Source organism: Pseudotabrizicola sp. L79, from assembly GCF_036553525.1.
GTDB lineage: Bacteria > Pseudomonadota > Alphaproteobacteria > Rhodobacterales > Rhodobacteraceae > Pseudotabrizicola.
The window spans coordinates 360,145-374,041 of sequence record NZ_JAZHDA010000046.1 but is presented as its reverse complement, the minus strand read 5'-3'; the positions used below and the strand labels follow the sequence as shown (position 1 = coordinate 374,041).

Sequence of the window (13,897 nt, the reverse complement as noted above, 5' to 3'; positions counted from 1 at the left end):
GGCCCATGTCTTGGGTGAAACATCAAATGTCGCAATTACATCGGCAAATGCCGACTATTGGCGTTGACCTCGGGGCCAATCTGATGCCGTATAGAAGGGCGAGACGCCGCGTCAAGGTCTGGGCGAAAATGTCGCCAAGGCCAGAACCGTCGGTGATCTAAGACAAAAAGAACAGGGCAAAGCCCGCAGATATCCTTACAGGGAGACGAGAATGAACGACACTCATATCACCAGCGCAAAGGTGCACCCGGCGGCCAAGATGTATGCCGCCGAAGTGACTGCCGGCACGCTGAGCCGCCGCGAATTTCTGGTGCGGGCCACGGCTTTGGGCGTGGCGGCGCCGACCGCCTATGGCCTGTTGGGCCTGTCGGCCCCGGCGCAGGCTGCGGGCCATGCCAAGGCGGGCGGCACGCTGCGCATGGAAATGGAAACCAAGGGCCTGAAAGACCCGCGCACCGCCGACTGGAGCCAGATTGCCAACTTTACCCGCGGCTGGCTGGAATATCTGACCGAATACAACAACGACGGCTCGATCCGCGGGATGCTGCTGGAATCGTGGGAAGCCAATGATGATGCCAGCGAATTCACGCTGAAGGTGCGTCCGGGCGTCAAGTGGAACAACGGTGACGATTTCACCGCCGAAGATGTGGCGCGCAACATCGCCCGCTGGTGTGATGGCAATGTCGAGGGCAACTCGATGGCCGGTCGCATGGTCAGCCTGATGAATGCCGAGACCAAGCAGGCCGCCGAAGGCGCGATCACCGTGGTCGATCCGCTGACCGTCAAGCTGAAGTGCAATGCGCCTGACATCACCATCATCGTCGGCATGGCAGACTATCCGGCCGCCATCGTGCATTCGTCTTACGACAATGGCGATCCAGCGCTGAACCCGATTGGCACCGGCCCCTATCTGCCCGAGCTGAACGAAGTGGGCGTGCGTCAGGTTCTGGTGAAGAACCCGAACCACACCTGGTGGGGCACGGCTGTCTATGGTGGCCCCTATCTGGACAAGATCGAATATATCGATCTGGGCACCGACCCGGCAGCCGCCGTGGCCGCGGCCGGTTCGGGTGAGATCGACATCACCTATCAGACCACCGGCGAATTCATCGATGTGCTGGATGGTCTGGGCTGGAACCGCAGCGAGGCCGTGACCTCGGCCACCTTGGCGGTGCGCTTTAACCAGCTTGCCGAAGAATACAAGGATGTGAACGTGCGTCGCGCCCTGGCCATGGCCGTGGACAATGCCGTGGTTCTGGAACTGGGCTATTCGGGCCGCGGCACGGTGGCGGAAAACCACCATGTCTGCCCGATTCACCCCGAATATGCCGAACTGCCGCCGCTGGTGGTGGATCAGGCCAAGGCCAAGCAGATGATCGCCGATGCGGGCCGCGCCGATTTCGAGTTCGAGCTGATCTCGATCGACGACGCCTGGCAGGCCGCGACCTGTGATGCCGTTGCCGCGCAGATCCGCGACGCCGGGATCAACATCAAGCGGACGGTTCTGCCCGGCTCGACCTTCTGGAACGACTGGACCAAATATCCGTTCTCGGCCACCGAATGGAACATGCGGCCCTTGGGTGTGCAGGTTCTGGCACTGGCCTATCGGTCGGGCGAGGCATGGAACGAAAGCGCCTTTGCCAATGCCGAATTCGACACGCTGCTGAGCGAGGCCCTGTCGATTGCCGATGCGGACAAGCGTCGTGAGGTGATGGCCAAGATCGAGGCGATCATGCAGAACGAAGGCGTGATGGTGCAGCCCTACTGGCGCTCTCTCTATCGCCACAGTGACCCGAAGGTGCAGGATGCCCCGATGCATGCCACCTTTGAACATCACCACTACAAGTGGTGGATCGACGCCTGATCTGCCTGCCGAACTGGCCGGGGGTGCGGTTGAAGCCGCGCCCCCACCCCGCAGTCTGAGCCGCAGTCACTGCCACGCCGCTGCCCTGTGATCCACATCTGCAGACCTGAAACCAGCCCTTGCCCCGGCGGGATAGGACAAGCCATGCTATTGTTTACCCTGCGACGCCTTGGCGTCATGTTGCTGACAGCCCTTGCGCTGACCTTTGTCGTGTTCTTCATGACAAACCTGCCGCCCAATCTGGAAAAGCTGGCCAAATCCGAAGGGTCGGTCCGCATGTCGGACGAAGACGTGACCCTGTGGTTGGATCGCAATGGATTTTCGCGCCACATCTCGTTGCGCTATGGCGAATGGCTGGGCGTGGTGCCCGGCTGGACGCATGAGGCCGCCGATGGCACGATCAGCGGCCGCTGCATTGCGCGGGGCGAAGATGCGGCAACCGCCCCCGCCCGCTGTGGCATCTTGCAAGGGTTCTGGGGGCAATCGACGGTCTTCAAGCAGCCCGTGACCGAGATCTTGTCACGCAGCCTTGGCGCCACGGGCTGGCTGATGCTGTGGGTGATGATCGTCATGGTTCCCACCTCGCTGTTGCTGGGGGTGCTTTCGGGGATGCGCGAGGGCACGCGCACTGACCGGGTGCTGTCAACCTTTGCCATCGCCTCGACCGCCACGCCGGAATATGTTTCGGGCGTGATCCTGATTGCGGTTCTGGGCTCGGCCACGGCGGGGCTGTCGCCGATCTTGTATGAATGGGGCTGGATCGAGGGGCGCACCCTGTTTCAGGGCACCGCGACCAGCGCGATGGACAAGATCACCTTCTGGAACTTTGCCCTGCCGGTGATCACCATTGCGCTTTACGGCATCGGCTATATCGCCCGCATGACCCGCGCCTCGATGACCGAGGTGATGACCCAGCAATATATCCGCACCGCCCGGCTGAAGGGCGTGGCCTTTCGCACCATCATTCTGCGCCATGCCCTGCGCAACGCGCTGATCGCCCCCTTCACGGTGATCATGTTGCAGTTTCCCTGGCTGTTGAATGGCGTCGTGATCGTCGAGACCCTGTTCAACTACAAGGGCTTTGGCTGGACGCTGGTGCAGGCCGCCGGCAACAACGACATCCAGCTTTTGCTGGGCTGTTCGGTGGTCGCGGTCTTTGTCGTGCTTGTGACGCAGCTGATTTCGGACATCGGCTATGTCTTCCTCAACCCCCGCATCCGGCTCAGCTGAGGAGGCCCGATTATGGAAGATCTTTCGTGGACCATGATCCTTGCCAAGATGGCCGCGCAGTTCCTGCCGGTCTGGCTGGCCCTGGGCGTGACGTTTCTGGCATCCATCAAGTTCAAGCGCCGGCTGGGCCTTTATGGTAAGCTGTTCGATTCAACCGTTGGCATGATCGGCTTTGGCATTGTCATGTTCTGGGTGTTCACCGCCTTTTTCGCGGGCTGGATCATCACCCATGATCCTTTGGGCCAGTTGTCGGGGATGAAGAACGCCCTGCCCGGCTCGGTCGTCAAGAATGCGGCCGATGGCACCTTTCCCTATTATCTGCTGGGTGGCGACAATCTGGCGCGCGACGTGTTCAGCCGCATGGTGATGGGCGCGCGCGAGGTGCTGAAGATCGCCCCTGCGGCCACTGTCATTGCCTTTATGGTGGGCATCACGCTTGGCCTGCCTGCGGGCTATTTCAGCGGTCGTCTGGATACCGGGCTTAGCTTTCTGGCCAATCTGGTGCTGGCCTTTCCGGTGATCTTGCTGTTTTACCTGCTGGTCACGCCGGAAATCCGGGTGACGGGCATTCCCACCATGCTGGCGGCGGTCTTGTTCCTGTTCCCGGTGATCTTTGTCTCGGTCCTGCTGAACAGCCGCTATTTCACCACGCCGGCGCGCCGCAACCTTTACGTCGGCCTGGCCTTGGTGATCGGCCTTTGGGCCTATTCCGGCCTCGCGTTCAATGCCGATCCCTTGGGCGTCTGGGCGATGGACCCGAACATGCTGAACGTCTTTGTGTCGGTGGTCTTTGTGAACTCGCCCACTGTGTTCCGCATCGTGCGGGGCATCGTCATGGATCTGAAATCGCGCGACTATGTGTCGGCGGCCCAGACCCGTGGGGAAAGCGCGTGGTATATCATGCTGTGGGAGGTGCTGCCCAATGCGCGCGGCCCGCTGATCGTCGATTTCTGCCTGCGCATCGGCTATACCACCATTCTGCTGGGCACCTTGGGCTTTTTCGGCCTTGGCGTCAGCCCGGAAAGCCCGGATTGGGGATCGACCATTGATGACGGTCGCCGCTTGCTTGCGATCTTCCCGCATCCGGCCGTGGTGCCCGCCTTTGCGCTGATGAGTCTGGTTCTGGGCCTGAACCTGCTGGCCGACGGCCTGCGCGAAGAAAGCCTGCGCGACTGATGCCCCGCCCCTGCCCCTGTATCTTGGTCTAAATATCCCGGGTGCCCGGGGGCAACGCCCCCGGTTCCACCCGCAGCCAAAGGAGCCGACAATGGCCGATTGGGACGAAACGAAACCGATCCTTGAAATCGAGAACCTCTCGATCAGCTTTTTCACGCGCCTGCGCGAAATTCCGGCGGTGATGGATTTTTCCTGCACCGTCATGCCGGGCGAGGCGATGGGACTGGTGGGCGAATCCGGCTGCGGCAAGTCAACCGTCGCCCTTGCCGTGATGCGCGACCTGGGCAAGAACGGCCGCATCGTTGGCGGCACGATCAAGTTCAAGGGCCGGGATCTGACCACGATGGACGATGAAGGGCTGCGCCATATCCGCGGCTCGGAAATCGCGATGATCTATCAAGAACCGATGGCCAGCCTGAATCCGGCGATGAAGATCGGCGATCAGTTGGCCGAAGTGCCGATGATTCATCAGGGCATGGCGAAAGCCGAGGCGCTGAAACTGGCCCGCCAGATCGTGGCCGATGTGCGCCTGCCTGACCCCGACCGCATTCTGGGGGCCTATCCGCACCAGCTCTCGGGCGGGCAGCAGCAGCGCATCGTCATTGCCATGGCGTTGATGGCAAAACCTGCGCTTTTGATCCTTGATGAACCGACCACCGCACTGGATGTGACGGTCGAGGCCGGGATCGTCGATCTGGTCAAGGAACTGGGCACGAAATATGGCACGTCGATGCTGTTCATCAGCCACAACCTTGGGCTTGTGCTGGATGTCTGCAACCGGCTGTGTGTGATGTATTCGGGCGAGGCGGTGGAAACCGGCAATGTGCGCGAAGTGTTTGACAAGATGCGCCATCCCTATACGCAGGCGCTGTTCCGCTCGATCCCCTTGCCGGGGGCGGACAAGAACTCTAGCCCGCTGATCGCCATTCCGGGCAATTTCCCCCTGCCGCATGAACGCCCCAAGGGCTGTAACTTTGGCCCGCGCTGCGATTATTTCAGCGATGGTCAGTGCAATGCGCGTGACATTCCGATGGATGACGTGCCGGGACGTGAACGGCATGAAACCCGCTGTCTGCGCTGGCAAGAGATCGACTGGGCCGCCCCGCCCAAGGCCCGCAAGACCACCGAAAAGGCCCCCATCGGCCCCGTGGTGTTGAAGATGGACGATCTGAAGAAATATTACGAAGTCTCGTCCGGTGCCTTTGGGGGGGGCCTGACCAAAGTGGTCAAGGCCAATGAAACCCTGTCGTTCGAGGCGCATGAAGGCGAGACGCTGGCCATCGTGGGCGAGTCTGGGTGTGGCAAATCCACCTTTGCCAAGGTGCTGATGGGCCTTGAGACGGCGACCAGCGGCCAGATCATGCTGTTTGACGAAAACGTGCAGGATACGCCGATTCAACGGCGCGGGGTGGATACCGTTTCGCAATTGCAGATGGTGTTCCAGAACCCGTTTGACACGCTGAACCCGTCGATGTCGGTGGGCCGCCAGATCATTCGCGCGCTAGAGGTCTTTGGCGAGGGCGATTCAGATGCGGCGCGGCATGAGCGGATGCTGGAATTGCTTGATCTGGTCAAACTGCCCCGAGCCTTTGCCGACCGGATGCCCCGCCAATTGTCGGGCGGGCAAAAGCAGCGGGTAGGCATTGCCCGCGCCTTTGCGGGTGGGGCCAAGATCGTGGTGGCGGATGAACCAGTCAGCGCGCTGGACGTGTCGGTGCAGGCGGCTGTGACCGATCTGCTGATGGATATTCAGCGCAAGAACAAGACGACGCTGTTGTTCATCAGCCACGATCTGTCGATCGTGCGCTATCTCGCCGATCGGGTGATGGTGATGTATCTGGGCCATGTGGTCGAGTTGGGCACCACCGATCAGGTGTTTTCGCCCCCCTATCACCCCTATACCGAGGCGCTGCTGTCGGCCGTGCCCATTGCCGACACTCGCGTGAAAAAGCGCCGCATCGTGTTGGAGGGCGATATCCCCAGTGCGATGAACCCACCGCCGGGCTGCCCGTTCCAGACACGCTGTCGCTGGAAAGATCAGGTGCCGGGGGGGCTGTGCGAAAAGGATGTGCCGCCCGTGCGGACGCTGGCCGGCGGGCATCAGATCAAATGCCACCTTGCCGCCGAGATCCTTGAGCGGATGGAGCCGGTGATCGAGATCGCCGCCGAATAGCCGCGCCGATCAGCGCAAAAGCAAACGCCCGCCTGTGGTCAGGCGGGCGTTTTGCATTTGCGCGGCAGATTTCGGGCTTAGCCCAGAATCGCTTTGACGTAATTCTTGGTTTCCGCATAGGGCGGGATGCCATTGTGCTTTTCCACCGCCCCCGGCCCCGCGTTATAGGCCGCCAGTGCCAGCCGCCAACTGCCGAATTTGGCATACATCATTTTCAGATACCGCGCCCCGCCTTCGAGATTCTGCTTGGGGTCATTGATATCCACCCCCAATTTGCGCGCCGTGGCAGGCATCAACTGCGCCAGACCCGTGGCCCCCTTGTGGCTGACCGCGCTTGGGTTCCAGCCCGATTCCTGCTGAACAAGCCGCAGGAACAGATCTTCGGGGATGCCATGCTTTTGCGCCACAGCCTTGGCATGGGCCAGATACTCGCCCTTATACTTGCCCGTATAGCGCGGCACGGCCGCCGTCTCGGTGCCCGTGGCAGATTTGCCCTTGGGCGTCAGCCGAACCGAGGATTCATACTGTTTTGACAGCCGCCCATCCAGCAGCTTTGTCTGCGATTTGAACAACAAAAGACGGTTCTTGGACGATCCCGACAGAACCACACCTTCGGCCTGAACCGGGCCGGACAGGGGCAATGTTGCGCCAAAACAGGCTGCCGACAGGATCAAAACTGGCAAAAGTTTCATGCAATCGTCCCGCTTAACCAAACGACGCCACTATACTCAAAACACCCGTCTGCACCAGACTCCTCTGCACCCGTGCAGTTCCATGCCCCGCGTCGGCAGGTTTCCGCCAGTGGCCAATCTGGCATCGGGTCAGTTGCAGGGGCGCGCCGGCGGCGGTATAGCCTTTGTTAACCAAGCCCGGCAATGCTGCCGGAAGACCAAAGCAGGGAGTAGAACATGGCGGGATCGGTCAACAAGGTCATCCTCATTGGCAATCTGGGCCGCGACCCCGAAGTGCGCAGCTTTCAGAACGGGGGCAAGGTGGTGAACCTGCGCATCGCCACATCTGAAACCTGGCGCGACCGGAATACGGGCGAAAAGAAAGAGCGCACCGAATGGCATTCGGTTGCCATTTTCAACGAACCGCTGGCCAAGATTGCGGAACAATATCTGCGCAAGGGCAGCACGGTTTACATCGAAGGCCAGCTTGAAACCCGCAAATGGCAAGACCAATCCGGTCAGGATCGCTACTCAACCGAAGTGGTGTTGCGCCCCTACTCGGGCAACATGACCTTGCTGGGGGGCCGGGGTGATGGCGGCGGCAGCTCGGGTGGCGGTGGCGGCGGGTATGATGACCGTGGCGGCTATGACGATTACGGTTCGGGCCCCTCGGGCGGCGGCGGCGCATCCGGTGGCCGCGGTGGCGATCGCGCCCCGTCGGGTGGCGGCGGGCGGTCTGACCTGGATGATGAAATCCCGTTCTGACGGATGCCGCCCCTGTCGGGCGGCCCATGACACGCCCCTTTCCACCGCGGTGGTGAGGGGATCATGGCGCTGTCGCGCCGTTACGGTGTCGCGTCGATCAGAAACGCCTCTGCATCCAGATCCAGCCTCAACCGGCCTGCGGCATAAGCCTCTCTCAGCACCGATGCCACATGGGCGGTATTTGCCACGATCATCTCGGCCTGATGCAATTCCAGCCCCAAACTGTCGCGCAGCCATTGAAAGATGGGGCCTTGGCTTTGGAAATCCTGATCCAGCGCTTGCAGCTTGTCATACAGGCCCGCGTCAAAATGGCGAAGCTGCTCCACCGCCTGCATCTTCATCAGATGATTGTCATATTCCCAACGCCCGCTGGCATCATTGTCATTCAATCGGGTGCGCAGCAGAATTTGCGCATTATGCGGAATGTCGCCCTCGCCGGGCCTTTGGTCCCGCACCCTCTCCCGCTTTACTTTACCGTCTTCAACCCAATGATAGTATTCGCGGTAGTCAATGTTTCCGGGCCGATCCTGCTGGCCCATGATGGTGTCGATCATCAGAATTTCGGCCATATCGCGCATCCAGAACGCCAGTTGCACCGGCGTTATCGGCTGGGTCGGGCGGCCCTCGGGCGTAAAGCGCGCCTCTCCCTGCTCCAGCGTCTGGCGGATGGCATCGGCCAACGGCAGATCGGTGTTCAGGGCCCCCACCACCGGGCTTTGCAGAAACGCCGCGTAATTCACCTCGGCCGTGTTATCGACACTGCGGCCATTCATTTCAGGCCCGTAAGGCGTGCCGCCTCCATCATAGATCGTGCCATAGGCCGCCGTGCCGTCTTCGGTCAGAAAATCCATCGCGCTGCCATAGCTGCCCGGTCTGGCATAACTTTCCGGCTGCCGGATCGCCTCGACCAGCGTTGACCATGCGGCGTGATTTGCCGCCAGGTCCGCCCGCCCGGCCGTCAGATCGCGCCCCCCCAAGGCCACCTCGTTCAGCAAGACCGATTTGTCGACGCTGCGCCAAACCGCGACCGGCACCGCCGAGGAAAAGCCGAAATACCGCGAAAAATGGTAGTAGAGCAAAGACGACGGCGTGTAGGTCGCACTGGTATTGGCCTGATTGATCGAGAATTTCAGCCGCGCAATCTGGCCCTTGGCGACATATTTCGCCACTTGCCCGGCCGCGCAGATCTTTGTCTGAAATCCGGCCCGATCGCCTTGGAAATGGCCTTCGGAAATATCGTAGAACACGATGGCAACGCTGGTGGACCAGATCTTGGGGCAAAGCGCCACGTTCAGATCGTAAAGGTCGATCCCGCACAGCGCGGCTTCGTCCTTGAGATCCCCCTTGTCATATTGCGCCAAGGGCATCGGCGCGGTGCGCACGCAGCGTTCGGCAACGCCATTATAGCTTTGAAAGCTGTTGGCCTGCCCCAACACACGATCCGTCGCCTGCACAGGCTGACCGAAAGAAAGAACCGAAATCGCAGCCACCAAAACGCGTTTCACATCACCCTCATGGATTAGGCCCACTTGGCCGACGATGCGGCGGCCACCAATCGGTTCTGCCATGGTTTCGGGGGCAAATCACCGCTTTTATGGGCCGGGGGGCGCAAACGCACCTTAGGCGCGAACGGTGCGGCACGGCCTGCAACCCTGACCACGAAAGCCCGGCTGCGCACATGCCCGCCACAATGCAAAAGGGCGCCCCGAGGGACGCCCTAGCCAGATCCCCAAAGGGAAAAGAAATCAGGCCGCTTCGGTGATGAACTTCACCGCATCGCCAAAGGTCTGGATGGTTTCGGCAGCATCATCCGGGATCTCGATGCCGAACTCTTCTTCGAAAGCCATCACGAGTTCGACGGTGTCGAGCGAGTCGGCGCCCAGATCGTCGATGAACGAGGCGGTCTCGGTCACCTTGTCTTCTTCGACGCCCAGATGTTCGACGACGATCTTCTTCACGCGGTCAGCGATGTCGCTCATGTCACTTCCTCTTTCACGTTGCGGGAGAGTTCCCGGCCTTATTATCGTTGCCCCGCCTTCGGGGCGATTCCCGCCGCGAAAGTCGCGACGACACCGGTTATATCCGGTGATTTCCAGCGCGCCTATAGCAAGCGCCGTGCAACATGGCAAACGCTTTCCTTAACGGCGGTGCCAATGTCAGCCCCCCCCAAATCAGATCATCGCCATGCCGCCATTCACATGCAGCGTGGCCCCGGTGACATAGCCTGCCTCGGGGCTGGCCAGATACAGCACCGCTGCGGCAATCTCGGCCGCCTCGCCCATCCGGCCCGCGGGCACCTGCGTCAGGATCTTGGCTTTCTGGTCGTCATTCAGTTTTTCGGTCATCGCGGTGGTGATGAAACCGGGCGCCACACAGTTGACGGTGATGCCCCGGCTGGCCACTTCGGCGGCCAGCGATTTCGACATGCCCACCATCCCGGCCTTAGAGGCGGCATAGTTCACCTGCCCGCCATTCCCGGTGGTGCCGACAACCGAGGAGATATTCACGATCCGCCCCCAGCGCGCCTTCATCATGCCGCGAATGGCGGCCCGGCACAGCCGGAAGGTGGCGGTCAGGTTGACGTCGATCACGCTTTGCCAATCGGCATCCGACATCCGCATCACCAACCCGTCGCGGGTGATCCCGGCATTGTTGACCAGCACATCCACCGACCCCATCGCCTCGACCGCGCGCTTGACCAGACCTTCCACCTCATCGGGGTTCGACAGGTTGCACGGCAGCACATGGGCCCGCCCGCCCAATTCTGCGGCCAACGCCTCCAACGGCTCGACCCGCGTGCCCGACAGGCCCACCGTCGCCCCCGCCGCATGCAATGCCCGCGCGATATCGGCCCCGATGCCCCCCGAAGCCCCCGTCACCAGCGCCGTCTTGCCCATCAGATCAAACATGTCCCACTCCATTTTGGCAGACCCGGCTGCCTTCATCTGTTCAAAAATATCCTCGGGGGGAAGGCATTTTGCCCAAGCAAAATGCCTTTGGGGGGCAGACAGCCCCCCGCCCCGCTCAGCCCTTCAGTGCAGCGATATCTGCCGGCGCGCCAATGGCTTTGGTTTCGGCCCCGCTGGCGATGCGCTTGATCATCCCCGACAGCGCCTTGCCGGCCCCAATTTCCCAGTATTCGGTCACGCCGGCGCGCTCCATCCATTGCACGCTTTCGCGCCAGCGCACGGCCCCGGTAACCTGGGCGATCAGCAGGTCGCGAAAGCGGCCCGGCTCCTCGATGGCTTCGGCACGCACATTCACCACCACCGGGCAGACCGGTTTGGAAATCACCACAGCCGCCAGGGCCTCTGACATCACGGCGGCAGCGGGTTGCATCAGCGCGCAGTGAAACGGGGCCGAAACCGGCAGAGGCAGCGCCCGCTTGGCGCCCCGTTCCTTGGCCAGCCCCATGGCGCGCTCGACCGCCGCCTTGTGGCCCGAGATCACCACCTGTGCAGGATCGTTGTCATTGGCGGCCTGACAGACTTCGTCGCCGGCCGCCTCGGCCGCAAGGGCCGCCACGGCCTCGAAATCAAGGCCAAGGATCGCAGCCATCGCGCCCAGCCCCACGGGCACCGCCTCTTGCATGGCCCGGCCCCGGATCCGCAGCAGACGCGCCGTGTCTGGCAGCGTCAGCGCCCCCGCCGCGCACAGTGCCGAATATTCGCCCAAAGAATGGCCCGCCACAAAGCTGCACTGATCCATGCCAAAGCCCTCGGCCTCCAGCGCGCGCAGCGCGGCGATCGAGGTGGCCATCAGCGCCGGTTGCGCATTCTGGGTCAGCGTCAGTTCGGCAATATCGCCGTCCCAGATCAGCGCTGACAGCGGCTCGCCCAAGGCGTCATCCACCTCGTCAAAGACGGCTTTTGCGGCTGGATAGGCTTCGGCCAGGGCCTTGCCCATGCCAATGGTCTGGGCGCCCTGCCCGGGAAATACGAATGCGCGGCTCATGCCCTTCTCCCTTTTCGTGTTGGCTTGGGCATAGCGCGCAGGGCCGCCCAGTGCAATCATTCAGGGCGCTTGCCATGCGCTGCGCGCCATGCTGCACAGGCCCTGTGCGCTGACAGGGCATGGATCAGGCGCGCATCGCTGCTAAGGTTCGCATCTGCCTGATCTGACCGGAGAGTTCGATGCCCCTGCACAACACAGCCCAGCACTATGGCTGGGTGGCCCGTTTGTTTCACTGGATGACGGCCCTGCTGATCCTGTCGGCCATCCCGCTGGGCCTTTATGCCAACAACCTGCCCTATGACACGGCCGAGACGCTGGCCTGGAAGGCGCAAGTGTTTTCGGTGCACAAGACCCTTGGTCTGGCCGCCTTTCTGATTGCCCTGTTGCGCATCCTTTGGGCGCTGACGGGCGAGCATCCCGTGCCGCTGCACCCCGATCGCAAGCTGGAACTGTTCGCCGCCCGGCTGGTGCATTGGATGCTGTATATCGCCATGCTGGTGGTGCCGCTGTCGGGCTGGGTGCATCATGCCGCGGTGACGGGTTTTGCCCCGATCCTGTGGCCCTTTGGTCAGGATCTGCCCTTTGTCCCGAAATCCGAGTCCGTCGCCAGCCTTGCCGCAGGCATGCACTGGATCTTCACCAAACTGCTGGCCGCTGCCATCATCTTGCATGTCGCGGGCGCGCTGAAACACCATCTGCTGGACCGCGACGCCACCTTGCGCCGGATGACGCGCGGCGATCTGGCCCCGGCCCAAGTGATTGCGCCGCGCCATACGCTGGTGCCGGGCCTTGCCGCAGTGCTGCTCTTTGCCCTGGCCGGGGCGATCATGGCCCTGCCGCAACCCAAGGGTGGCGAGGCCGCAACCGCGACCAGCGCCCCTGCCGCCACCGGCGCCGGGAACTGGCAGGTGGAAGAAGGCACCCTTGCCATCACCGTAACGCAGATGGGCCAGACGGTGACGGGCAGCTTTGCCACATGGGCCGCAGAGATCCAGTTTGACGAAACCGCCACCGCAGGCCAGCACGGCACTGTCACCGCCACGGTTGACACGGGCTCGCTCAGCCTTGGGTCGGTCAGCGATCAGGCCACGGGCCCCGAGTTTCTGAACAGCGCAGCTTTCCCGCAAGCCACCTTTGCCGCCCGGATTCTGGCCGATGGGGCGGGCTATGTGGCGCGGGGCGATCTGACGCTGCGGGGGGTGACCGTGCCGCTGGACCTGCCCTTCAGCCTGACCGTGCAGGGCGACCGGGCCACGATGGACGGCCGCGCGCAACTGGATCGCCGCAGTTTTGGCATGGGCCAAAGCTATGGCGACGAAAGCAGCGTGGGCTTTGGGGTCGCCCTTGCCGTATCCCTGACCGCCACCCGCACCCAGTAACGCGCGCGGGTGGCAAAAGAAGCGGGCCGCCAGAGTGCTCTGGCGGCCCTTTTTCTTTGGCGTCTTGCTGTGGCTTTGCGCCCTCAGGTCACTCGGCCTTCATCGCCTCGACCGAGATCTGCACTTGAACCTCGTCCGACACGAAGGGCGCGAATTGGCCAAGGTTGTAATCCGAGCGCAGCAGCGTGGTGGTGGCCGAGAACCCGGCCCAGGGCTTGTTCATCATCGGGTGATCGCCCACCTGATTCAGAACCGCATCCAGCACCACCGATTTGGTCACTTCATTCAGCGTCAGATCGCCGGTGATCTTGGCGGTGGTGTCGCCCGTCACTTCAATGGCGGTTGACGTAAAGGTCACCATCTCATCATCCGCGGCGCCAAAGAAATCAGCCGACATGAAATGGGTAAACCGCTCTTCCCAGCCGGTCAGCATGGTCTTGACCGGAAAGGACACGGTGACCGAAGACGCCGCCGGATCGGCCTGATCAAACATGATCTCGCCCGCAAAGCCCGAGAACATGCCCCAGGTCGTCGAATAGCCAAGGTGGTTGTAGGAAAAGAGGATCTGGCTGTGGCTGGAATCCAGCGTATACTTTTCGGCTTCGGCAAAGGCGGGCGCGGCCACGATGGCAGTGGCGATGGCAAGGGCGGCAAAACGGGTCATTTTGTCTCTTTCTTTTCGGCA

Annotated in this window: 12 protein-coding genes; 6 read left to right on the top strand and 6 right to left on the bottom strand. The window is 62.0% G+C overall.

Annotation, left to right across the window (positions count from 1 at the left end):
* Positions 1-211: 211 nt before the first annotated feature.
* The 4 genes from V3C85_RS10175 to V3C85_RS10160 all read left to right on the top strand — a co-directional run bounded on the left by V3C85_RS10175 (position 212) and on the right by V3C85_RS10160 (position 6,443).
* Positions 212-1,864, top strand: a complete 1,653-nt coding sequence (locus V3C85_RS10175; protein WP_331794970.1) for an ABC transporter substrate-binding protein — start codon at positions 212-214, stop codon at positions 1,862-1,864.
* 144 nt (positions 1,865-2,008) lie between these two features.
* Positions 2,009-3,094 carry an ABC transporter permease gene (locus V3C85_RS10170; RefSeq protein ID WP_331794969.1) on the top strand — a complete coding sequence of 362 codons (1,086 nt, stop codon included), beginning with the start codon at positions 2,009-2,011 and terminating at the stop codon, positions 3,092-3,094.
* Between the two features lie 12 nt (positions 3,095-3,106).
* A complete protein-coding gene (locus V3C85_RS10165) occupies positions 3,107-4,270 on the top strand; it encodes an ABC transporter permease (protein WP_331794968.1) in 1,164 nt (387 codons plus the stop codon).
* 91 nt (positions 4,271-4,361) lie between these two features.
* Positions 4,362-6,443: an ABC transporter ATP-binding protein gene (locus V3C85_RS10160; RefSeq protein ID WP_331794967.1), complete on the top strand. Its 2,082-nt coding sequence runs from the start codon at positions 4,362-4,364 to the stop codon at positions 6,441-6,443.
* A gap of 77 nt (positions 6,444-6,520) precedes the next feature.
* On the opposite strand, the gene V3C85_RS10155 is transcribed toward V3C85_RS10160, so the two are convergent.
* On the bottom strand, positions 6,521-7,135 hold the full coding sequence (locus tag V3C85_RS10155; RefSeq protein WP_331794966.1) for a lytic transglycosylase domain-containing protein: 615 nt from the start codon (positions 7,133-7,135) through the stop codon (positions 6,521-6,523).
* Positions 7,136-7,351: 216 nt separating this feature from the next.
* Between V3C85_RS10155 and ssb the strand changes: the two genes are divergently transcribed.
* Entirely contained in the window at positions 7,352-7,879 is a 528-nt protein-coding gene (ssb, locus tag V3C85_RS10150; protein ID WP_331794965.1) for a single-stranded DNA-binding protein, read from the top strand.
* 80 nt (positions 7,880-7,959) lie between these two features.
* On the opposite strand, the gene V3C85_RS10145 is transcribed toward ssb, so the two are convergent.
* The 4 genes from V3C85_RS10145 to fabD form a co-directional block, all read right to left on the bottom strand.
* Complete coding sequence (locus tag V3C85_RS10145; protein WP_331794964.1) at positions 7,960-9,447, bottom strand: hypothetical protein; 1,488 nt, start codon at positions 9,445-9,447, stop codon at positions 7,960-7,962.
* Positions 9,448-9,624: 177 nt separating this feature from the next.
* The gene (locus V3C85_RS10140; RefSeq protein WP_013067402.1) at positions 9,625-9,858 is read right to left on the bottom strand and encodes an acyl carrier protein; all 234 of its coding nucleotides are present in this window, start codon (positions 9,856-9,858) and stop codon (positions 9,625-9,627) included.
* 192 nt (positions 9,859-10,050) lie between these two features.
* Positions 10,051-10,788 (bottom strand): 3-oxoacyl-[acyl-carrier-protein] reductase, encoded by a 738-nt coding sequence (gene fabG / locus V3C85_RS10135; protein WP_331794963.1) that lies wholly within the window; start codon positions 10,786-10,788, stop codon positions 10,051-10,053.
* Between the two features lie 115 nt (positions 10,789-10,903).
* Positions 10,904-11,833 (bottom strand): ACP S-malonyltransferase, encoded by a 930-nt coding sequence (fabD, locus tag V3C85_RS10130; protein WP_331794962.1) that lies wholly within the window; start codon positions 11,831-11,833, stop codon positions 10,904-10,906.
* A 179-nt stretch (positions 11,834-12,012) separates the two neighbouring features.
* On the opposite strand from fabD, the gene V3C85_RS10125 reads away from it, so the two are divergent.
* Positions 12,013-13,212 (top strand): cytochrome b/b6 domain-containing protein, encoded by a 1,200-nt coding sequence (locus V3C85_RS10125; RefSeq protein WP_331794961.1) that lies wholly within the window; start codon positions 12,013-12,015, stop codon positions 13,210-13,212.
* An 88-nt stretch (positions 13,213-13,300) separates the two neighbouring features.
* On the opposite strand, the gene V3C85_RS10120 is transcribed toward V3C85_RS10125, so the two are convergent.
* The gene (locus V3C85_RS10120) at positions 13,301-13,876 is read right to left on the bottom strand and encodes a YceI family protein (protein WP_331794960.1); all 576 of its coding nucleotides are present in this window, start codon (positions 13,874-13,876) and stop codon (positions 13,301-13,303) included.
* Positions 13,877-13,897: the final 21 nt, after the last annotated feature.